The organism is Lentibacillus songyuanensis (assembly GCF_039548255.1).
GTDB lineage: Bacteria > Bacillota > Bacilli > Bacillales > Amphibacillaceae > Lentibacillus_C > Lentibacillus_C songyuanensis.
The window spans coordinates 1-19,295 of the sequence record NZ_JBCLVH010000009.1 but is presented as its reverse complement, the minus strand read 5'-3'; the positions used below and the strand labels follow the sequence as shown (position 1 = coordinate 19,295).

General features: G+C 36.6%; 27 protein-coding genes and 1 pseudogene. 19 read left to right on the top strand and 9 right to left on the bottom strand.

The features are described 5' to 3' along the window. Positions 1-3: 3 nt before the first annotated feature. The 10 genes and pseudogenes from WMZ97_RS10660 to WMZ97_RS10615 form a co-directional block, all read left to right on the top strand. A pseudogene (locus WMZ97_RS10660) lies at positions 4-354 on the top strand (DUF3231 family protein); the annotation flags it as partial. A gap of 243 nt (positions 355-597) precedes the next feature. Further along, positions 598-1,068 carry a CBO0543 family protein gene (locus tag WMZ97_RS10655; protein ID WP_343272070.1) on the top strand — a complete coding sequence of 157 codons (471 nt, stop codon included), beginning with the start codon at positions 598-600 and terminating at the stop codon, positions 1,066-1,068. After that, the gene (locus WMZ97_RS10650; RefSeq protein WP_343272069.1) at positions 1,055-1,564 is read left to right on the top strand and encodes a hypothetical protein; all 510 of its coding nucleotides are present in this window, start codon (positions 1,055-1,057) and stop codon (positions 1,562-1,564) included. The genes WMZ97_RS10655 and WMZ97_RS10650 overlap by 14 nt, the downstream gene beginning before the upstream one ends. A 195-nt stretch (positions 1,565-1,759) precedes the next feature. Continuing rightward, entirely contained in the window at positions 1,760-1,954 is a 195-nt protein-coding gene (locus tag WMZ97_RS10645; RefSeq protein ID WP_343272068.1) for an FAD-dependent oxidoreductase, read from the top strand. A gap of 138 nt (positions 1,955-2,092) precedes the next feature. Beyond that, the gene (locus WMZ97_RS10640; RefSeq protein ID WP_343272067.1) at positions 2,093-2,224 is read left to right on the top strand and encodes a hypothetical protein; all 132 of its coding nucleotides are present in this window, start codon (positions 2,093-2,095) and stop codon (positions 2,222-2,224) included. After that, positions 2,225-2,650 carry an FAD-dependent oxidoreductase gene (locus WMZ97_RS10635; protein ID WP_343272205.1) on the top strand — a complete coding sequence of 142 codons (426 nt, stop codon included), beginning with the start codon at positions 2,225-2,227 and terminating at the stop codon, positions 2,648-2,650. It begins immediately after the preceding gene. Positions 2,651-3,047: 397 nt separating this feature from the next. Next, positions 3,048-3,341, top strand: a complete 294-nt coding sequence (locus tag WMZ97_RS10630) for a hypothetical protein (RefSeq protein WP_343272066.1) — start codon at positions 3,048-3,050, stop codon at positions 3,339-3,341. Positions 3,342-3,684: 343 nt separating this feature from the next. After that, complete coding sequence (locus tag WMZ97_RS10625) at positions 3,685-3,867, top strand: N-acetyltransferase (RefSeq protein WP_343272204.1); 183 nt, start codon at positions 3,685-3,687, stop codon at positions 3,865-3,867. Positions 3,868-4,013: 146 nt separating this feature from the next. Next, on the top strand, positions 4,014-4,436 hold the full coding sequence (locus WMZ97_RS10620) for a selenium binding protein (RefSeq protein WP_343272065.1): 423 nt from the start codon (positions 4,014-4,016) through the stop codon (positions 4,434-4,436). 331 nt (positions 4,437-4,767) lie between these two features. Then, the gene (locus WMZ97_RS10615; RefSeq protein WP_343272064.1) at positions 4,768-5,193 is read left to right on the top strand and encodes a YrvL family regulatory protein; all 426 of its coding nucleotides are present in this window, start codon (positions 4,768-4,770) and stop codon (positions 5,191-5,193) included. A gap of 354 nt (positions 5,194-5,547) precedes the next feature. Here the strand turns inward: WMZ97_RS10615 and WMZ97_RS10610 are convergent, their stop codons facing one another. Beyond that, the gene (locus WMZ97_RS10610; protein WP_343272063.1) at positions 5,548-5,844 is read right to left on the bottom strand and encodes a hypothetical protein; all 297 of its coding nucleotides are present in this window, start codon (positions 5,842-5,844) and stop codon (positions 5,548-5,550) included. Between the two features lie 266 nt (positions 5,845-6,110). Between WMZ97_RS10610 and WMZ97_RS10605 the strand changes: the two genes are divergently transcribed. Continuing rightward, the gene (locus WMZ97_RS10605) at positions 6,111-7,130 is read left to right on the top strand and encodes a DUF3231 family protein (RefSeq protein ID WP_343272062.1); all 1,020 of its coding nucleotides are present in this window, start codon (positions 6,111-6,113) and stop codon (positions 7,128-7,130) included. A gap of 722 nt (positions 7,131-7,852) precedes the next feature. Then, positions 7,853-8,215, top strand: coding sequence for a hypothetical protein (locus WMZ97_RS10600; RefSeq protein ID WP_343272061.1), 363 nt, complete (start codon positions 7,853-7,855; stop codon positions 8,213-8,215). Between the two features lie 74 nt (positions 8,216-8,289). Here WMZ97_RS10600 and WMZ97_RS10595 read toward each other — a convergent pair whose 3' ends face one another. The 4 genes from WMZ97_RS10595 to WMZ97_RS10580 form a co-directional block, all read right to left on the bottom strand. Further along, complete coding sequence (locus WMZ97_RS10595; RefSeq protein WP_343272060.1) at positions 8,290-8,757, bottom strand: hypothetical protein; 468 nt, start codon at positions 8,755-8,757, stop codon at positions 8,290-8,292. 4 nt (positions 8,758-8,761) lie between these two features. Next, positions 8,762-9,769, bottom strand: coding sequence for a DUF3231 family protein (locus tag WMZ97_RS10590; protein WP_343272059.1), 1,008 nt, complete (start codon positions 9,767-9,769; stop codon positions 8,762-8,764). Positions 9,770-10,086: 317 nt separating this feature from the next. Then, complete coding sequence (locus tag WMZ97_RS10585; RefSeq protein ID WP_343272203.1) at positions 10,087-10,287, bottom strand: HepT-like ribonuclease domain-containing protein; 201 nt, start codon at positions 10,285-10,287, stop codon at positions 10,087-10,089. Positions 10,288-10,410: 123 nt separating this feature from the next. Next, on the bottom strand, positions 10,411-10,701 hold the full coding sequence (locus WMZ97_RS10580; protein ID WP_343272058.1) for a nucleotidyltransferase family protein: 291 nt from the start codon (positions 10,699-10,701) through the stop codon (positions 10,411-10,413). Positions 10,702-10,890: 189 nt separating this feature from the next. On the opposite strand from WMZ97_RS10580, the gene WMZ97_RS10575 reads away from it, so the two are divergent. The 3 genes from WMZ97_RS10575 (at position 10,891) to WMZ97_RS10565 (ending at position 11,833) form a co-directional block, all read left to right on the top strand. Next, positions 10,891-11,049: a hypothetical protein gene (locus WMZ97_RS10575; protein ID WP_343272057.1), complete on the top strand. Its 159-nt coding sequence runs from the start codon at positions 10,891-10,893 to the stop codon at positions 11,047-11,049. Beyond that, positions 11,039-11,209: a hypothetical protein gene (locus tag WMZ97_RS10570; RefSeq protein WP_343272056.1), complete on the top strand. Its 171-nt coding sequence runs from the start codon at positions 11,039-11,041 to the stop codon at positions 11,207-11,209. The genes WMZ97_RS10575 and WMZ97_RS10570 overlap by 11 nt, the downstream gene beginning before the upstream one ends. Positions 11,210-11,539: 330 nt before the next feature. Then, positions 11,540-11,833, top strand: a complete 294-nt coding sequence (locus WMZ97_RS10565) for a hypothetical protein (RefSeq protein ID WP_343272055.1) — start codon at positions 11,540-11,542, stop codon at positions 11,831-11,833. Between the two features lie 545 nt (positions 11,834-12,378). Here WMZ97_RS10565 and WMZ97_RS10560 read toward each other — a convergent pair. From WMZ97_RS10560 to WMZ97_RS10550, 3 genes are all read right to left on the bottom strand, one after another. Next, positions 12,379-13,098: a pentapeptide repeat-containing protein gene (locus WMZ97_RS10560; RefSeq protein WP_343272054.1), complete on the bottom strand. Its 720-nt coding sequence runs from the start codon at positions 13,096-13,098 to the stop codon at positions 12,379-12,381. Positions 13,099-13,130: 32 nt separating this feature from the next. Then, on the bottom strand, positions 13,131-13,409 hold the full coding sequence (locus tag WMZ97_RS10555; RefSeq protein ID WP_405027684.1) for a PadR family transcriptional regulator: 279 nt from the start codon (positions 13,407-13,409) through the stop codon (positions 13,131-13,133). A 158-nt stretch (positions 13,410-13,567) separates the two neighbouring features. Then, the gene (locus tag WMZ97_RS10550) at positions 13,568-14,551 is read right to left on the bottom strand and encodes a DUF3231 family protein (protein ID WP_343272052.1); all 984 of its coding nucleotides are present in this window, start codon (positions 14,549-14,551) and stop codon (positions 13,568-13,570) included. Between the two features lie 184 nt (positions 14,552-14,735). Between WMZ97_RS10550 and WMZ97_RS10545 the strand changes: the two genes are divergently transcribed. Continuing rightward, positions 14,736-15,536 carry an MBL fold metallo-hydrolase gene (locus tag WMZ97_RS10545; protein ID WP_343272051.1) on the top strand — a complete coding sequence of 267 codons (801 nt, stop codon included), beginning with the start codon at positions 14,736-14,738 and terminating at the stop codon, positions 15,534-15,536. A 175-nt stretch (positions 15,537-15,711) separates the two neighbouring features. Beyond that, complete coding sequence (locus tag WMZ97_RS10540) at positions 15,712-15,993, top strand: hypothetical protein (RefSeq protein WP_343272050.1); 282 nt, start codon at positions 15,712-15,714, stop codon at positions 15,991-15,993. A gap of 169 nt (positions 15,994-16,162) precedes the next feature. Here the strand turns inward: WMZ97_RS10540 and WMZ97_RS10535 are convergent, their stop codons facing one another. Then, complete coding sequence (locus tag WMZ97_RS10535; protein WP_343272049.1) at positions 16,163-16,372, bottom strand: hypothetical protein; 210 nt, start codon at positions 16,370-16,372, stop codon at positions 16,163-16,165. Between the two features lie 494 nt (positions 16,373-16,866). Between WMZ97_RS10535 and WMZ97_RS10530 the strand changes: the two genes are divergently transcribed. Together WMZ97_RS10530 and WMZ97_RS10525 are read left to right on the top strand one after the other, a co-directional pair. Continuing rightward, positions 16,867-18,366: a nitrate/nitrite transporter gene (locus WMZ97_RS10530; protein WP_343272048.1), complete on the top strand. Its 1,500-nt coding sequence runs from the start codon at positions 16,867-16,869 to the stop codon at positions 18,364-18,366. Between the two features lie 117 nt (positions 18,367-18,483). Next, positions 18,484-18,714, top strand: coding sequence for a hypothetical protein (locus WMZ97_RS10525; protein WP_343272047.1), 231 nt, complete (start codon positions 18,484-18,486; stop codon positions 18,712-18,714). The last annotated feature ends 581 nt before the right edge of the window (positions 18,715-19,295 follow it).

Sequence of the window (19,295 nt, the reverse complement as noted above, 5' to 3'; positions counted from 1 at the left end):
GATGAGGAAGTGCAAAAATATTTTACAAAAGGCATGGAACTTTCAAAAGAAATTTTAAAAGAAGATAGAGATATCCTTTTGCAAAATAATATTCAATCACCTGCAACACCGGGGGGAACAGTTACCAGTTCAACCATTGCTCCATTTTCAGAAAGACTCATGATGTTTTGCAATTATCTTTTGGGCAGTATGAGTATGGGAGGTCAGGGTTTTAGTGGTGCATTGTTATGGCGTAATGACCTGATAACAAAAACAGGGATACAAGCAAAAGATGTATTTGCATACGTTCGGGAGGGTACTATGCTTATGATGTCTAAAGGATGGCTTGAAGAGCCGCCAAAAATGGATCTTTGATTCCCTGTGTTGCCTGTCTCAATTATTAAGCCTATTGCAAAAACAATGATACAATTGGGCTTACTGCAGTTCGCAAGCCCAATATACTCACTCACTGGCTCAATTATTCGCAAACGTTCTGTAAACTTCGCACTAGTGGCTCATTCTATCCGCAATACTCATACTATCAAACGCCCGATTATTGAAGCCTTAAAGTTGGATAATAAAAGCAAATTAATTATTTAAGAAAGGTGTAATTAACCTATGGATAAAATTATCTTATGGTTCTCGTTAGGAGCATTTATTGCACTTTTTGTTTTCAGTTTAAGAAAAAGTCCAATGAAAGAGTGGATATTGGCTTTTTTTGTCACTGCTTATTTTGCAAACTTTTTTGGTGCTATCGTTGCAAAATTAAATCTGATTAAGTACCCCGAAAATTTTTTAAGCCAATACTTTTCCTCAAGTTTACTTTTTGAACTTATCGCATTTCCAGTTATTAACGTTTATTTTTACCAAACTTCATACCGATCAGGCTGGCTTGGTATCATTATTCAATGTGTTTTATATACTTCTGGAATTACAGTTCTTGAAGTAATTTTGAAAAAATATACCAACTTAATCGTATATATGAATTGGAACTGGCTAATCACGTTTATTAGTGTTTTGCTCTTTATGCTTGGTGTTCGTCTTTTGTTGGAGTTACAGAAAAGAGTATCAAAAAATGAAAGAATATAAATCCCCTGTTGCTGCCCTATTATGGGCAATTACCATGTCAGGATTTGGACAATATTATAATGGTCAATATATTTTTGGAACGGTTTTATTTATAGCTGAAGTATTAATAAATGGCCTATCTGGCATAAATGCGTCTATCATACTTTCCTTTCAGGCTGACATAAAATCTCATAACGTTTTTAACGATCAGTGGGGTTTATTTTATCCATCCGCATATATTTTTGGCATTTGGCAGGCATATAACAAAGCCATCGTAATTAATTATCACCAGGACGGCGAAGATCCACCAAGGGAAACTTATTTAACGGGATTTTTCTTTGGTTATGTAATCGGTATGAACCTTGGTGTTTATTGGCTTCCATTAAGTAAAATACCCTATTTGAAATTCATCTCCAGTCCAATTGTTGATGGGCTAATTATAGGTCTTATTATCGCGTTAACAGGGCATTTAATTGAGCGATACAATAAAAAAAGAGCAGTAAGAAAGGTTTCCTAGGCTAAGAGCCCATTAGTATTTTGTTCTTCATGGCCTGATTGACGGAACTACTGCAATTTGAATTATCGGACTTTAAATGATCAATCTTTTTTTAAAACGAATCCATGCTTGAATTTCGATTAAAATTGACCTGTGGATAGTTCCATATTGAAAGGAGAGCATAATAACATAACCATACCTGTAGGAGGAGTTATTATGCCTAAAGAAGATAATCGGATGATGCCGCAAGCTTCCAAATCATATTGGATAGATGCTATTGGTCTTCCTAAGTTTCCCCATTTGGAAGAAAACATGCATACTGACGTTGCCATTGTCGGGGGAGGGATTACGGGGGTCACAGCCGCCTATTTGCTAACCGAGAAAGAATATAACGTTACGCTTCGAGGCTGATAAATTAATGCATGGGACCTCTGGACATACCACCGCAAAAATCACGGCGCAACATGGTCTCATTTACGACGAATTCATCCAAAATATTGGTAGGAAAAGGCGAAGAAGTACTATCAAGCGAATATAGAAGCTCTACAATTGATCGAAAAAATAGTGGAGCAGCAACAAATTGATTGTGACTTTAGTAAACAGGATGCCTACATGTACGCCACTACGGATGAATATGCTCGTAAGTTAACAAAGGAAGTAAAAGCCTATGATAAACTTTGAATTGACGGTGAACTAGTAGATAACATCCCTGTCAGCACAGAGGTTAAAAATGGACTGGTAATGAAAAACCAGGCACAGTTTCACCCAACAAAATATCTCGCCAACCTTGTCAAAACCATCAAGGAAAAAGGTGCACACATTTTTGAAAATACTACCGCAGTAGATATTAAATCGGGTAAGCAGCCGATAGTTATAACTCGAAACGGGCAGGAAGTTACGCTGACTATGTTCTGGCGTGTACACACTTCCCTTTCTATGAAGGCACCGGACTTTATTCTGCCAGAATGTATGGCTGATCGTTCCTATATTCTGGCAGCTCCACTTGAATTGGGATTTTTCGTATTCAAATACCTATTTGAAATATTTTGGTTCGGTAATTCAATAGAAAGAAATTTATTTACAGGTTCCATTTGTCAATTTAGTTAATTCATCAAGATTTTAATGACAATTTCTTTTTTTGATGGACTCGCAATTTTTAAGAATTTCCCTTCTTTTTAGTTTCATTTGTTCCAAAATGTTTTATCAATTCCATCTAGATTATAGCTGATTTCCTCGCCCATCTGTATGCTTCCTTTCTTAAATGTAATGCTTTCCCCTAATAAATGATTGCCTGAAGCCATTAACGCCGAGTATCATAGTTTGTTTACGGTATAGTTAATGATTAATATAAAATGAAAATTTTTTTGAACAGATTTTATTTCATTCAAATCTACAAAAGCAAATTTTTCTTAGCGTACAAAATTCAATTTTTTGGTAGCACGTACTATATTAATGTATAGAAAAAATAACGTAAGTAGTTTATCATTTATAAAGAGTGATAATATTGGATTTTACTTCGGATCAAAATCAATTTGTGGATGCATTAAATTCCGTTGCGCGCAATTTGGAAATAAAGGGGTACATTCAACAATCACTAGAACTCTATCCTTTATTTCAAAGAGCAGCTAAGCGATTTGTTTGTGGAGAATCAAAAGAAGACGGCATATCTGTAGGTAATCAATTTATACAAAAAGGGTATCGAATTTCTCTTGAATTCATTGGTGAGAATACTGTCAGCAAAGAAGTATGTGTTCAAGCTAAAGATGAGTTTTTGAAGCTAATACAAGAAAGGGTTTGATACATTACATTCTCTATCCATATTGTGACAATGCAACAAACTGGTCATATTGTTTAACTAGTAAATGGGAATAGTCTTGATTAAAAATATTAATATAACCAATCCCGAGGGTTCAAAGGAAGTATTAAACATTCAAATACCTCCATACAAGGTGGAAGCAGAAATAATTAACTTTATGATATACTGCCATTAAAGAACACAGTTTAGTCGTTGTAATAATGTAGTGAGACTTTCTTTGGATATTACTCAAATGAAGAGTTATGTGGAGTTGTCTGTAAAGGCAGACAAAAGGGCTAATTGATATGCATCGGCTAATGGTGCATCCTAAGCTTTCAGAAAAGGCATTGCCAAGAAATTATTAAATTTCGTTGAAAGAAATATGGAAAATTTTGAAGCAATAGTAGTATCCACCGGAACCAAGAATGCTCCAGCAATAGCCTTTTATTTGAAAAATGGATTTTTAAAAACAGATGAAACAAAAATAACAGAGTGCTCATCTTTAACATCTTTTAAAAAAGCAATATAGTTAAAACTATATTGCTTGTTCAATAAATAGGCTCAGTTGTTGAGGAAGCATTGTGCTTGAATCATGCCAGACTGTAAAGATTAAAAGTGAATTTTATAAATAATACAAAGAATATTCCAATTCTAAACAATGAGGTGAACAGTGAAGTGAATGAAGAATACAGCAGACAGTCTTTGCCATCCAGGAAATATAGGGAATTACTGGGGAGCGCAATTTGTGTTTTTAACTCTAATAATTCGTTTGTTATTGAAAATATACTAAGAAACGATGAAGGTAACGATTATAATTGGCATGAATTAATTGATTATCCTTCAGGGGAGCTGAGCCAGCCAATAAAAGAGACAATATCTAGACTCTCTGGGAGAAAAATAGCCTCTTGTTTTTCGGAAATAGTAAACATGAGAAATAGGATTGTTCATAGCTTTCAAATAACCATTGATGATGAGCAAATTTTAGCCACCAAGCAGAGGAATGGAAAGCAATTTCGTATTACAGAAGATTACCTTTATGATTTTGTTCAAAAAAATGACGAATTAAGCATGCTACTTCATGAGTTTAGAGGATATTAAATTTTATCGAATAGTTTAGGATTAACCCGAACGGGTGCATTAATTGAAATAAGAAGTATGTAGTTTTGCGGCGATAGGAGGGGTTATAATGGCAAAGGAAAGGCTGGCTTTTTGGGGGACTTTTTGCTACTTTCAGTAACTTTTATAATTAGCACTTTCATATGGGGATTTTTTATCCGGAATAATAATAAATGGATTGTGTTGACAGACCCTTTATCAATTTGGTGATATAATATTTTATTATTAGCATTTTCTTTAGCTTTTGGAAACGATAGTCTGATAATCGTGCGCAATCGGGAAATATTGTTGAAGTAAGGAGAATAACCAATCAATGAAAGGCAACATAAAAACTATAATTAGTATGACCGTTTTCGCTGTTATTATAATTGGACTTTTGTTAGGGGTTTACTTATTTGGAATAGCAGGGATTTTTGAAGTGCTCGGAGTTCAGTATAAGTCTAATTGGTCATTATTGATTTTTGTAATAGGTTTCTTTATTCTAGGACTGCTAGTTGATTTGGTTTTAGGCGCTATGGCTGATATATCAGCAAAAAAGGTATCGGGAAAGATAACAGCATTTGTTATCCGATTTATTTTTGGGTTTGTGACAAATTTGATTGTAATTTTTACGGTTGATGAATTTATGAGTAGTATTAGTCTTTCGCCTGGTACAAAATTGGTCATTTCACTGATATTAACTATTTTTGAGTCGGCACTTGGTAGTGACTATAAAAATGATCGTAAAGAAGTGGCTTAAAAATCATTTCTGGCTTGGCAAATTTGTTCCATTCAAGTTACTGAAATAGAGCAGTTCAAAATATTAAGATTAAGGAATCTGGCTTCGACCCTATTTCTGTTTCTAAGGGATAATCGAATTACAATTGAAGCAAAGCAGATTTGGAGAACAGAGTTACATTATTCAAGAATAGGTTGTGGAACAACACAGGTAGAAAAAGATCAATCTTTTTTATAAAAATTGTATAGTACTTCACAAGAAGGAACCCGTTTTGACTAATCCTTTTTCAAAACGGGTTCCTTTTATTTAACGTAAAAATATGGTTTGCAGGTTATTATTAATCAAACTTTATTCAAGCAACATTCCTTCTAATGATTATTGAAAATTATTGTTCTGGTTCTGTTGAGAATTCTGGGTTTGTTGAACCTGCTGGAGTGCTTGTTGAACCTGCTGTTGCGCCTCTTGTAATTGTGTGTTTTGCTGTGCATTGGTACTAGCTTGTGCACTTTGCAACCCTTGCTGTGCTTGCTGCAATTGCTGCTGAGCTTGTTGCATTTGCTGCGGATTTGCACTAGCTTGTGCCTGTTGTACTGCTTGTTGCGCTGCCTGAGCCTGTTGCAAAGCTTGTTGCAGCTGTTGATTTTGTTGTTGGTTCTGATTTTGATTTGCCATGAGAATTACCTCCCGTGTTTTTTGAGCATTATACTCTCTCTATGTAGCCTTCCTAATTTGTAATAGGTTATGTATGATTTACAAATGAAGACATGTTGTTATTCATAACTACTGTTAGAAATCGAAAAAAGGACAAAGAGCAGCATCTAAAATATTCATACTCGCTGAAGTAGCCATTAATCAAAAAATAATCCACCTTTGAGTTATAAATTCGATATTTAAAGCAAATAGTAAACCTATCTTCATAATTTTTAGGAGGTAACACTGTGAATGAATCAAATATTCGCCTTACATCTAGTGAGATTGGAGCACTTTGGACGGGATATATGAATGATAGTATGTCAAAGCAAATATTGGGTTTTATGCTGAAGGATATTGAGGACCCTGATATAAAACCCGTTATTCAGTACGCATATGACTTTTCATCTACTCATTTAGAAAAGTTAGTGTCTATATTTGAAAAAGAACAATTCGCTATCCCAAATGGATTTACCAAGCAAGATGTGAATATGAGTGCTCCTTGGCTGTTTACAGATACATTCTGTTTAACTTATGTGAACCATATGGCTAGGGTTGGTATGCTGGCATATAGTGGTTTTGTGGCTATTAGCTATCGATTAGACATATGTGCGTATTTTTTACAAGGGTTAAACGAAGTCGGGAATCTCTATAACCAGTCACTTAAAATTGCTCTTCGTAAAGGAGTAAATGCGAGACATCCATATATTAAGGTTCCTAAAGAAACAGATTATGTTGATAGTAAGAAATATTATAGTGGTCTAAATCCTTTCAGTAGTAAACGCCCGTTAAATGCTGTGGAAATTTCACATTTATATTTAAATACAATGACAAATGCAATAGGAGCGAAGTTGTGCCTAGCCTTTGCCCAAACCTCCCCTCTTAAAGAAATACAGGATTTTATGCTTCGGTCAAAGCAAGTTTCGCAAAAGCATAATAAAATTTTCGTGGATACTCTTCTAAAAGATGATATTGAAGCCCCGCATTTACCTGATGTAGCTGTAAGCGATTCGACAACGCAAACATTTTCCGATAAATTGATGATGTTTCATATGTCTTTGTTGATGGCCTCAGGTATGGGGAATTATGCTACTGCTGCAGCTGCCAGCCAACGAACTGATTTAATGATCAATTATGAACGTTTATCGCTTGAAGTTTCCCGGCTGGCCAAAAGCGGAGCGGATATTATGATTCAACATAATTGGTTAGAACAACCACCAGGTACTAAAAATCGAGAAAAATTAGCTAGGAATAAACAAAAAGGCTGATCCATATAGATTTAGTTTCCTGTCTGTTCTAGACATATGGGTCAAGTCGATCGCTGTACAGTGTGAATCCATATATAAATACAGTAATTTTAAGATTATTTATTTGGTTATAGATGAATGAATCAATTGACGCATATTTGCACCCATTTTAGTTTGGAGTGAATAAAATAGGCAATATCTACAAAGGTTCGAAGTGAAATAGATTTGTTTTGAAAGCCTCTCGTAATTTGGAATTTTCTGTCGCCCGTTTCAGGCCTGCTGTCGCCTGTTTTAGCCTGTTTTCTTCCAACGATTATGAAGGTACTTTTTCAGTGCTCTCTGGTTTTTTTAGTCCCCTTTTTAAATTATCCGACCATATAGCAATTACCGCGTTGAATATCGGAATATCACAAGGAAGTTGGGACGCATTGGACTTCCCTCTTTGGGAAGTTTTTTGTATATGCGAAATTGAAAGAAGCTAACCTGAATACTTTACAAACAAGAACCAATAACTTAACCAATAGAAGGAGAAAAACACATCCTCCCTTCCTTTTACAAAATACTAATTAATCTTTTCACTATATACAATATAGGGTAAAGAGAAAGAGAAGGGAACGCCACGGCGTACTTCGGCGGGGCTAGTTTGTATAAAGGTAGCAATTGTTACAGATTTCTCCGAAATATAGAAAAGACTTTATTAATTTTTGTGAATATTTTATCATGGAAATAAGGGGGACCACAACATGGAACGTAACTTCCAAAAAAGAGTAATTGAATTGGACACTGAACAAGGCGGACAACGACAGGGTATTCTAGTCCAATTTAAAGACCTTCAAAGTAAAAGGCAGAAGGAGCAAGGGTTATCACGATTGGTTGATGATTATGGGAAGGCTTTAAAAAACTTAGATAGGGAGAGTATGATAAAATTGTGCGAAGAATATCACGGGGTGACGTTATCCACCGAAGACTTAAAAGTCGTCGATACCATGCTAGAGATGGAAAAAAGATTTCAAGACATAATGGAAAAGTCGGAAAATGTAATTTCCAATAGCAAAAGTGAACATGAAGTACATAGGCGTAGATTCAACGCCAAGTCAAGGGATTAATATCAATGATTATGAAAAAAATCACCTGTAGTTGTATTAGTAGAGTGGTACGTTACGGGTGATTTTTTGTTCCATTACAATTTCTTAAGTAGAATTCTTAACACCGTTCCAACAATTATTCCTATAGGTAGAAACAAAGTTGGTAGCCATATCGGTCCGAACAATATACCACCAATTTTTAACGTTGGTGAATATATAGCCCCTACCGTCATTGAATATGCGGAAAAAACAAACGGAAGAAATGAAAAGGATTCTTTTCCACTACCTGTATCCTTATATACGTCCCACATTGCAAAAATATACCAACAAGGATAGAACAATAGCAACTGATAATTCGTTATATCAATAGCCAGTTGTATTTCCCCGTTAAAACTGTATAAAATGGCTTGATTTAAATTGGATTGAATGTTCACCAAAAATCCCAATCCAACTAAAACTAACCCTTTTATTATTTTTCCATTTAAAATTTGTGCAAGCCCAGGTAGTGCAATATTCCAAATGATTGCTTCAATAACTTTTATCTTTCTGCCTCCATTGAACATTTACCTATCCTTTTTTCGCTAATCCATCACGGTCTGCATTCATTGGAGGTTGTTCCATCCATCCGTTTTTAATCATTAGTTTTGCACCGGCTAATGCAAACTTCCCTACTTCCAGTGTTAGCCTTGCATATTGGGCAGAAATATCAGTCCTCATACTCATTCCCATAGCCAAACCATAATATCCTATGCCGATTCCGTTTAATGCTGCGGTTAAAGCCAACATTAACTTATCAGAAAAGGGAGGGACGGTTGATTTTGTTACACCAGTATCTGGTATCATAGGTATAGGAAGATTATCCTTACGCAAAATGGAACTGTAAACTTCAACGTGTTTGGAAGCAATTTGTTTCCCACGCACAAGATAGTCCGTAACTTCTTTGGATTGGGCAACTTGACTAAAGCCAATTAGAGTTGATACACCTAAGTCATTTCGTTGGATATCATCGAACAAATTTGTAATTTCAACTGCTAATAATGGTCTTTTCTTTCCAAACCATCCTTGAAGTAAATTATCCGACTCAACAAAAGTGACTAGTTCTTGGTTTGGTATATAAGGTGGACGAATGTAAAGGCCTTTTGAAAGCATTACGAGATTTATCATTTTATGTAGTTCAAGGTGTTCTCGAAGACATTCAGGAAAATAGGCGTGAATATCCTGACGTGAAGCATAAGAAACTGAAAAACTATGTGCACTAAGACCAAATTGCCCCATTTGGTGTAGGTACCTTAATATATAGTTGTCTGTAAAGAGACGTGGTGCGGTTTCGTTTACATCATCTTCAGTAAACCCTTGTGGTATCGGGTTCCCTTCACCTTCAAAAAAAGCTATAATTTTTGGGATATGTGCTTCCGTAAAATCTAATGTACGCTGTAGTAATGGATGTATTTCATCATCATCAACGTGATTTAAAAAGTATCTAATTATACAAATTGCTAACGTATCACTTTGATAAGCATCCCACAAATTTGAAAGTTCGGCAGCTGTTAATTCAATGTTTTTATCCTTTTCCATAAATAGTCAGACCTCCATTTTTACCATTTTGTAATATGTTATTATTTCCTAATGATGGGGTCTTATTATGCTTTCACGTATTTAATTGGAAAGGAAATGGATAAATATAAGTCACAGGCTACACATAGGAAGACATTAGTAATGTAGGATTTTATAACTGATTCAGACGTAGCGAAAGAATTACGAACACAAGTAAGAAGGGTACAGTACCATTGCTTAAACGAACGGCCACCTGCTTTAATCCGGAACACGGACAATCATATTATTTTTGATTGTCCGTATTTATTTGTTTTAACTCCTGTTTTTAAGGCAGAGGTTTATCTGTCATCGATGATTATTTTCATCAAGTAAGGTTTGATCTCCGGAATATTTTGAGTGGCTACAACCCAAACAATAGAAAAATCAATACCAAAATACTCATGGATAAGCAAGTTGCGAAGATCACTCATTTTTCTCCATGGCACCTCTGGGTATTTATCCCTTAGCTCTTTTGGAATTTTGTTAGCTGCTTCCCCAATTACTTCTAAATTTCGTAGAACAGCGTCAACGATTAAATTAGATTGTTCAAATCCCTTCTGTATAGACTTCTAATTTACGAATAGCTTCTAAAATGTCCTCGATAAATAACTTATAATCCCTTTTCATTGATAAATAACCTCTTTTAATATTTGGTCTTTCATTTGAGGTTTTAAAGCATTGATGGTTACAAGGTCCACTGCGATACCTAATTTATCTTCAAGATAATACTTAATATCCAGAAATTCCAACCCGATCGGTTTTTCCAATTCGATAAGTATGTCTATATCACTCGACTGTTTTTGTTCATTTCGTGCATAAGAACCGAAATACCCAATTTTTTCAACACCAAATTGATCTTGTAACGTCTTTTTGGATTCGGCTATGCATTCCTCAACAAAATTTTTATCAAGCATTTCATCACCCGCCCCATCCGTATATTTTTCTCTCTATTGTAGCATGTTTTTCTGTGTTATAATAATGTGCTTTTTCAAACGCGAACGATTTGGAAAGGAATCAGACCAAGCACCTGCGATCTTCCTGTTTGTATAATTAATGTACTTAAAAAGATGATTTAAATTTAACCATGTTTCGGGGAAAATTAAATGAAATTAATATTACCCAACTTGGTCATGAGTGGCAACCGGCTGAAGAAACAAAACACAACAAATCGTAAATTATCGGATGCTGGAAAGTGGCGAAATAACCGCCAAAGAGGCAACCAATCTATTATAAAAATAAATGAAGGGTATCATGCAATATGATATGACAAAGATCTATACAATGGCTCTGAATGTAAAGCTTGATGCAGATGAAGCGGTAGGGTTAATCACTGCCTTAAAAGATGGGGGTGTCAACTTTCACAACAACCAATCGCCATTTGGGCAAAATGCTCAAGGTATGCATGAAGTCGGACGAGCATGATAATGTGAGTGTAATATTCCGATCCAATCGGTCAAACGCTTTTAAAAGTTGGGCATGGAATCACATCTCATATTCCCCAGGTCAAAAGGTATGCAGAAGGTATTGATATTGACCTGTTGATAAATGCTATTGATCGGGAAATCACCGGTAAAATTGTTGCTGTGCAATCGGCAAGTGAAGATACGATTGCTGTTTATATTGAATGAATATTTTGGGGCGATTGAATTGGCGGGTAACTTCCAATAAATTTACAGATATTTCGATTTTTTTCTTCAATGTTCGTGCCTTTTAATGTATAATAAAATCAAATACGAATTGGAGGTGATAAACATGGAACAATCTGCTTTGCAACAGATTAGGGGAGCATTGAAACAATTTTCTGCTGAAATTCATGAAGGAATGGACAAGATGAAAGATGAAATAAGGCAAGAAATGCAGCAAGAAATGAATGACATGCGGCAACAGATGAATCAGAGATTTGACCAGGTTGATCAACGCTTGGATCGAATGGATGATAAATTTAAAGGATTGCGTGCGGAATTCACGGAAACACAGGAAACGGTCGATTATCTTGCTAGCAAATCCAATCAGCATGAGAAAAAACTGCGAAATGTTGCCTATTGACGGGAATGTTCGATATTTCTCTATTTTAGAACAGGACACAGGCTAGAAAACCTTTTTTTATCCAAAAAGGATAAATGAAGGAACTGTTTGTCATTCCTTTGTTCGCCTTCCATAATAAACCCAACACGATTTTTTCAATAATACAATTCTCGCCACCGAAAATAACAATTACTTGCCCCGCATTTTAAGATATCGCTGCGCCTCTTATATTTCCGAAAACCAAGATTACCACTTAAAGACCCGCAAATACGTAAAATTCCACCAAGGCAAAATATGAGAACCCTGAAGGTTGGGATATGTAATGCTGGGCTATGTAAAACATACTTGGGTTTCATTGGCAATAAGGAAAAACAGTAGCGAACTCTTTTTGGGAAGGAAGTTCACTGATAAATAGCCAAGGTTTATCGAAAAATCACCTTGGCTATTATGGTATCAATCTCTCATACTCATTCCTTTTAACGTAACACCTGTGATAAATATGGTCACACAAATAATTGCCGTAGAAACAACAATAGCGGTCGCGATACTCATGATAATGCCTCCCTCTATATAATCGTTACGTTACTAAGATCCGCCTTAGCTCCATTTAAAAAGTTATAGGTTAACTTATCCATCTTTGCTCCCGAGAAGTCAGTTTTTTTCATATCTGACAAGCGGAATTGGGTGTTCATAAGGGTGGTATTACGAAATGTTGCTTTCTTCAGTGTGGAACCTTCAAAAATGGTTCCGTTAAAATACTCTCCATCAAAAACTAACCCGTCTAAATTGCAGCTTTTGAAGTATGCACGGTCATATTTGCAACCATTAAACGTAGCTCCTTTTAGGTTTGTGCTTTTAAATAGCGTTCCAGTTAAATTAGCATCCTCGAAAATACAATTGTGTAAGTTGCTGCTTTTAAAAATACTGTCTGTTAGATCAGCGTGGCTAAAATCTGAACTTTTTAAATCACAGGCATTAAATTTCCCATCGTGAACCGAAACCGAGCGGAAATCGGAATCACGAAGACGCTGACGGGAATAATTCATGCGTACAGCCTGTTCCAACTCATTGTGCTGCAAATTAATGGATTCGACCAACTCCGATACGTCACCGATTGAATCAATGGTAAACTGGTATGCTTCCTCATCACGATATCCGTTTCGTTTGTAGTCATCAAATTTTTCTTTGAGATTTTCCGATAACTCCTCTTCCAGCTCTTGGGCGGATTTTACATTTTGATACGGTGCAAAAATGCTGTGCACATGTGCTTTTATTTGGTCAATCATTGATCATTTTCCTTTCTTTTTTAATTTTTTACTTACAACAAACGATCCAGTATTTGTTTTGCCTGCTCCCAGTTTTGTTTGTTTTGTTTATATGTTTCTTCTCCGGCGGCGGTAATCGTATAATATTTTCTCCGTCCGCCCTGGGTAGCGTCACCCCAATAGGATTGAATGCTTCCTTCCTTTTCAAGCCGTTTTAAACTGGAATACATGGTTGCTTCTTTTAATTCATATTGCCCTCCTGAACTCATCAAGATTAGTTTACTAATTTCATAGCCATATTTATCGCCGTTTAATAAAAGTTTTAAAATCATCGTATCCGCATGCCCACGAAGTAGGTCAGAGGATAGTTTTGCTTGAACCACATCCTCACCTCCTTGTGTATAATATATAGCATATTACTATGATAGTCAAGGTAATATATCTAAAAAGGACAGATCGATTTTAAAAATCTAGACCTGTCCCTTAGGTTTCAAACATCCATTTTCGGTGGCTCTTCCAACCATCCTTTTTCCATCATTAATTTCGTACCTTCCATGGTGTATTCAAAGATATCTTTCGCAAATGTGATAGTATGTCTTGTCACATCATTTCGCAAAATAAATGCTGCACTAAAACCTTGACCACCCATGCTAAACCCACCCAACTGGTAATTGCAAAACATCATTAGCTTATTGGAAAATGGCGCCTCAGTGGAACTTGTTACTGTGCCGCCTGGTGTTGCGGGAGCTTGAATATTATTCTTAAGCAGGATTTCACCGGTTTCATTTACAATTTCCTTAGAAAGCTCCCGGCCTTTTGTAAAATATTTTCTTACGTCGGCATCTTTGGCAGTTTGTGCAAAGCCCGCCATCAGTTGCATACCCGTAATATTTGTTTCCACGGTATGGTAAAGTATGCCAAATTCAACCGTATTTAACACCCGTTTTTCACCAAAAAGATTCGTTCCTTTTACATAATCTTTATTCGTAATATAATCGGTAGATACAGGCATCACGGTAAAATTTGGCCGGGGAAGGAATCCATTATCAAGGAGATATTGGGTAAAGTGATGATAATAGGCTTGTGTGATACTTGTAAGCTGTTTATAAAACTGTACAATGTCTTCCCGGTATGCTGTCGTCATATGAAGCACGTACATTCCCATGCTGATTTCCTTTAAAATCCTGCAGAACATGATGTCAAACCCATTATCATAAAGCTGTGGTGTATTCAGATTGACATCTTCTTTGGTAAATCCTGTTGGACATGCTGCCCCGTCGTTTTCCAACATGCTCCTAAGTTCGATGACCATGGGATTTATTTCGTCCCATAAGCTTTCCATTAGATCTTTTGCCTTTTGATCATCCGCTTTTTCGATGAAATACTCCAAGAACCGTAATATCATTGTTTTTTTCTGATATGTCATCCACAATGCTCCAAGCTCTGCTGCACTCATTTTTGGTTGATTAACCATCAAAACATTCCTCTCCATAAATTTTGCAAAGTCCAGTGTTATTTTGTAGTTATTTTACGGATTTATACGTGATTTCATCAGGTTGAAACGTGATAAAAGGCTGCATGATTGGACCTAACTGATAGTGGTGAAATCAAAGTTATGTTAAAATATGAAATAGTAAATCAGGGGGGTGTATACATATATGATTCACATAACAGAGGAAGAGGATGTTACTTGCGTCAAGCTGGATATCATCATGGAGGGCAAAAAAATAAATAGAGTTTACGTTTTTCTAACTGATGGCATGCTAGTGGATACTGGCCCTAAGCGACTGGTGGAAGAACTGATCCCATTTTATGATAAGCATGCATTTGACCTTGTCACCCTAACACACAGCCATGAGGATCACACGGGAACGGCACCATGGATTCAGGAAAACCGGGATGTTCCCATTTATCTCCATCCCAAGGGCATTGATATTTGCGCTAAATCCTATCCCTACCCTGAATACCGTCAGTTCATTTGGGGGAAACGGGAAAAATTCCACGCCATACCAATGGGCGACACAGTCCGGTCACGTAGCAAGGAGTGGCAGGTGATTTATACACCTGGACACGCGTCTGATCATAACGCGTTATACAATCAGGAAGCGGGAATTATGTTCGCTGGTGATCTGTATGTTAACCCAAAAACAAAAGTGATTATGGGTAGTGAATCGATTCCGACAACAATGGATTCGATTAAAAAGCTGCTCACCTATGATTTTGGAGCAATGTTTTGTTGTCACGCAGGGTATGTACCGGAAGGACGAAAGATGATCAAACAAAAACTGGAATATCTGGAAAATCTGAGCGGGGAGGTAAAGCATCTGCACCAGCATGGTCTTTCGGTTGAAGAAATCAGGGAGAAACTTTTCCCCGAAAAGTACAAGATTATCGCCATTTCCGGTGGTGAGTGGGATTCGCTGCATGTGATTACCTCTATTCTTTCCGAAGAAATATAAACAAACCTTGTAAATGGGCACAATCCATTTTCTGGATTGTGCTTTTAAAGTTGTAATTTGCAAAGAACAGTTAAAAACCCATTTATTCATCAAGTTATTACATATTAATGCAACAAATGGAAAATATACACCTTAAGAAGAAAGGGAATTTTAAAAGTAGTGGGGCGATCACACGATGAAACCGAAAAAAATGCAACTAAAAAAATATCATATCATTCCAAACGCTCTGCGTCTGGGCAAGATGAACAAGGGGAGAAAGCTAAACGGAATAAATCAAAGACGGCTTTCATCGTCTTTGGATGAGAGCAAACAAAAAATCATGGAAACTACCGGAAATAGTGATGATATTGTTTATCGGGAAATGCTGGTAGGCAAGAATGGAACGTTAAAAGTAGGGATATTCTTTACGGATGGGTTGGTCAACGAAACAATTAATCAGGAGTCATTTTTGGAGTAATTATTAGTCGATTTGAAGAAAACCGGTCTCACACAGCTACGAGATGATCAGATGGATCCATTGCAATATATTGAGGAAAATGTGCTTACTGTTGATGCGATTGATGACTTAGTGGACTGCGATACGCTATTTCAAGGGTTTATGTCATTGGGGACTGTCCCCGAAGTTGTCAATTTTCAATATGGAACCAATAATCCTTTGCCCCTTTAAAAAAATACATTACTTTGTCCCGATCGATATGGTAGAAAAATACAATATAGTCACCTTCATCATCGATTAATTGTTGTCCATAAGGGAATGCTGGGTATTTACGAAGCGTAAGATTGTTATTATTCATCAATAAACGGTCCATACACTGTTTCACCATCTCATACGACATTATGCCACCGCCTGTTGTTTATAGGTACTTTTTCTTTTTCCCTAAAAATATGGATGTAAACTATAAAACAGAAATAAAATAACATTCGACAATTGTGGTATTAGTCTCCTTTGCTGGTACTATTTACAAGATTTCATGTAGTCGTTAAGATTGCAGAATCTAATTTTTTGGTTTTTGAATTAGCAGGTCTAACAAAAATGATAATAATAGCGAAAATGAAAATGAAAGTGAATAGTTTCATAACGCACCTTGGAAAAATTGATTTTGCTTAATATACCCTGTTAGGATGATAAATATGAAACGCTCTAAAAAATTTAATAAACCGATTTCAAACGTGATATAGATGACTGTCAAAAAGGTGTCATAAAGTTCACGACAAGATTGTGACATTTTTCACAGATGACCCAACCTTTATGCCATAAGCTGATATAATGAAAGTAGATAAATCAAGATCAACACATGGCAACAAGCTAAAAGTAGAAAGGATGATTGATATGAATAGACCAAATGTACAACTATCACTGCAATCGCTCAGTCTTGTTGTAGGGTTTATGGTGTGGGTACTCATTTCTTCGTTGATGCCAATTATAAATGAGGATATTCAGCTAACCGCCAGTCAAATGTCACTCGTTACGGCGATTCCGGTTATTCTTGGTTCGTTGCTTAGGGTTCCGTTAGGGTTCTATACAAATCGCTTCGGTGCCCGGACAATCTTTATGATTAGTTTTATTGTACTTCTTTTTCCGGTATTTTACATGAGTATTGCGACTTCTTATGCTGATTTAATTATTAGTGGGTTATTCTTAGGGGTTGGGGGTGCGACCTTCTCGATTGGGGTAACCTCGCTGCCAAAGTATTATCCAAAAGAAAAACATGGATTGGTCAATGGAATTTATGCGGTAGGGAACGCTGGAACAGCAATCAGTACATTCTTTGCTCCTATCCTGGCTGGATCGATTGGCTGGGAAAGTACCGTTCGTTTTTATTTGATTTTGTTATTAGTATTTATCGTGATTAACTTTATTATGGGTGATCGTAAAGAAGTAAAGGTTAGAGTTTCTATGGTAGGGCAAATCAAAAGCGTTTACCGTAATCAAACATTATGGTTTCTGAGCTTTTTCTACTTTATTACATTTGGTGCTTTTGTTGCCTTTACCGTATATTTACCCAACTTTTTAGTTTCCCATTTCACACTTGATCCGGTTGATGCTGGACTCCGAACCGCCGGATTTATTGTGTTAGCGACAGTGGTGCGTCCATTGGGAGGCTGGCTGGCAGACAAATTTAATCCCTATTTTATTTTGATGATTATCTTTCTGGGAACGAGTATTTCCGGGGTTATCCTGTCATTTTCGCCAACCATCGGTATTTATACGTTTGGTACACTTTCTGTGGCTATTTTTGTTGGTATTGGCAACGGTACGATATTTAAACTTGTCCCACTGCATTTCGCTGGACAGGCCGGAATTGTCAATGGAATTGTTTCAGCAATGGGGGGGCTCGGCGGCTTTTTTCCACCGATTGTCCTAACAACGGTATTTAATTTAACTGGACATTATGCCATTGGTTTTATGGCATTGTCTGAATTTGCGCTGGTAAGCTTTGTCCTTGTTATTTATATGTATTATCAGGATCGTTTGAATATCGAACGGCGAATCATCGAAGGAACTGCGGAAGGCATCATGGTGACTAACAGGCATGGTGTTATCCGTAATGTGAACCCGGCTTTCACACGAATAACCGGATTTACCGAAGAAGAAGTAAAAGGGGAAACGCCAAGTGTGTTGAAATCTGGTGAACATGATACGACTTTTTATGAATCAATGTGGAAGATTATTGGAGAGAAAGGCTATTGGGAAGGGGAAATCTGGAACAAACGAAAAAATGGGGAAATCTATCCCGAATGGCTAATCATCAGCCAGCTGAATAATAGTAAAGGTCAGCCGCAATATTATGTTGGCATGATGAGTGACATTTCTGAGGTGAAAAAGTAAAAAATAAAACGTGCAAAACAGCGCCAAAAGACTCATTTTTGCAAAAAATCCCATAATCACATTGTTGAATTTTGCCGATTGCTCTATAATAAGGTTAAAGGCATAAGGGGTGATTGAATGGATGTATTTGCGAGAACGTGCCGATTGTGTGAATTGCCAATGGAATCCAGCCCATTTATGATGTGTCCAGCATGCCTCAAAGCCAGTGACAAAGTTAGACATTTCATTACCAAGCATCCTCATGTATCCATCGAGCAGATTGTTCAGGAGACACACGTGCCGACCGAACAAGTTGAGAAAATGGTGCAGCTTGGATGGAATAAAAAGGATCAAACGGCGATAAATTAACAAAAAAAGGAAGAAGATCACCTGTTGTGATTTTCTTCTTTTTTAGTGGATTAATATCTTTCTCTGGTGTGTGTCCTTGAATTTGACCAACCGCGGATGCAAGTTCTACGGTTGACACAAGATGATTGACATTAGCCTGTTTACGATTTTTGTATTTTACGTACATTTAGTCTATTTTAAAGAAGTAACCAAAAAAAGGATTGACTTTAAATTTTAGTAATACTATAATTATTAGGAATCAAAAAGTGAGAGGAGGTTACGACCATGCAAAAAATAATCCAGCGACAACAGCAGCAACAGCAGTTGAAACAAAACAATATCCATGGTGTGACCTCAAACGGTGGCAGTATCTGATTAGTAGTACATAATCGAAATCTGTTTAACAAGAAGGTCACACATGTCTGTGGCCTTTTTGTGATCATAGGGGGGATCTCTCCTTTTATAAAAGCACACGTCATAGGCGACGTGTGCTTTTATTTTTGGTAGGTCAATGCGTAGTTTACTTAAACTGCGACGTAAAAAGGACGTTGATTTTTAAATACGAGTGCCGCTGCCGCCGTCCGGGATCGCTACGGGCGGAT

Coding starts and splice junctions, on each gene's coding strand:
- WMZ97_RS10650 (WP_343272069.1), top strand. CDS start 1,055: ATGAAAGAATATAAATCCCCTGTTGCTGCCCTATTATGGGCAATTACC.
- WMZ97_RS10525 (WP_343272047.1), top strand. CDS start 18,484: ATGGATGTATTTGCGAGAACGTGCCGATTGTGTGAATTGCCAATGGAA.
- WMZ97_RS10615 (WP_343272064.1), top strand. CDS start 4,768: ATGAAAGGCAACATAAAAACTATAATTAGTATGACCGTTTTCGCTGTT.
- WMZ97_RS10655 (WP_343272070.1), top strand. CDS start 598: ATGGATAAAATTATCTTATGGTTCTCGTTAGGAGCATTTATTGCACTT.
- WMZ97_RS10555 (WP_405027684.1), bottom strand. CDS start 13,409: ATGATTTTAAAACTTTTATTAAACGGCGATAAATATGGCTATGAAATT.
- WMZ97_RS10600 (WP_343272061.1), top strand. CDS start 7,853: ATGGAACGTAACTTCCAAAAAAGAGTAATTGAATTGGACACTGAACAA.
- WMZ97_RS10580 (WP_343272058.1), bottom strand. CDS start 10,701: ATGCTTGATAAAAATTTTGTTGAGGAATGCATAGCCGAATCCAAAAAG.
- WMZ97_RS10645 (WP_343272068.1), top strand. CDS start 1,760: ATGCCTAAAGAAGATAATCGGATGATGCCGCAAGCTTCCAAATCATAT.
- WMZ97_RS10535 (WP_343272049.1), bottom strand. CDS start 16,372: ATGTCGTATGAGATGGTGAAACAGTGTATGGACCGTTTATTGATGAAT.
- WMZ97_RS10540 (WP_343272050.1), top strand. CDS start 15,712: ATGAAACCGAAAAAAATGCAACTAAAAAAATATCATATCATTCCAAAC.
- WMZ97_RS10545 (WP_343272051.1), top strand. CDS start 14,736: ATGATTCACATAACAGAGGAAGAGGATGTTACTTGCGTCAAGCTGGAT.
- WMZ97_RS10570 (WP_343272056.1), top strand. CDS start 11,039: ATGCAATATGATATGACAAAGATCTATACAATGGCTCTGAATGTAAAG.
- WMZ97_RS10590 (WP_343272059.1), bottom strand. CDS start 9,769: ATGGAAAAGGATAAAAACATTGAATTAACAGCTGCCGAACTTTCAAAT.
- WMZ97_RS10560 (WP_343272054.1), bottom strand. CDS start 13,098: ATGATTGACCAAATAAAAGCACATGTGCACAGCATTTTTGCACCGTAT.
- WMZ97_RS10565 (WP_343272055.1), top strand. CDS start 11,540: ATGGAACAATCTGCTTTGCAACAGATTAGGGGAGCATTGAAACAATTT.
- WMZ97_RS10610 (WP_343272063.1), bottom strand. CDS start 5,844: ATGGCAAATCAAAATCAGAACCAACAACAAAATCAACAGCTGCAACAA.
- WMZ97_RS10550 (WP_343272052.1), bottom strand. CDS start 14,551: ATGGTTAATCAACCAAAAATGAGTGCAGCAGAGCTTGGAGCATTGTGG.
- WMZ97_RS10530 (WP_343272048.1), top strand. CDS start 16,867: ATGAATAGACCAAATGTACAACTATCACTGCAATCGCTCAGTCTTGTT.
- WMZ97_RS10595 (WP_343272060.1), bottom strand. CDS start 8,757: ATGTTCAATGGAGGCAGAAAGATAAAAGTTATTGAAGCAATCATTTGG.
- WMZ97_RS10575 (WP_343272057.1), top strand. CDS start 10,891: ATGAAATTAATATTACCCAACTTGGTCATGAGTGGCAACCGGCTGAAG.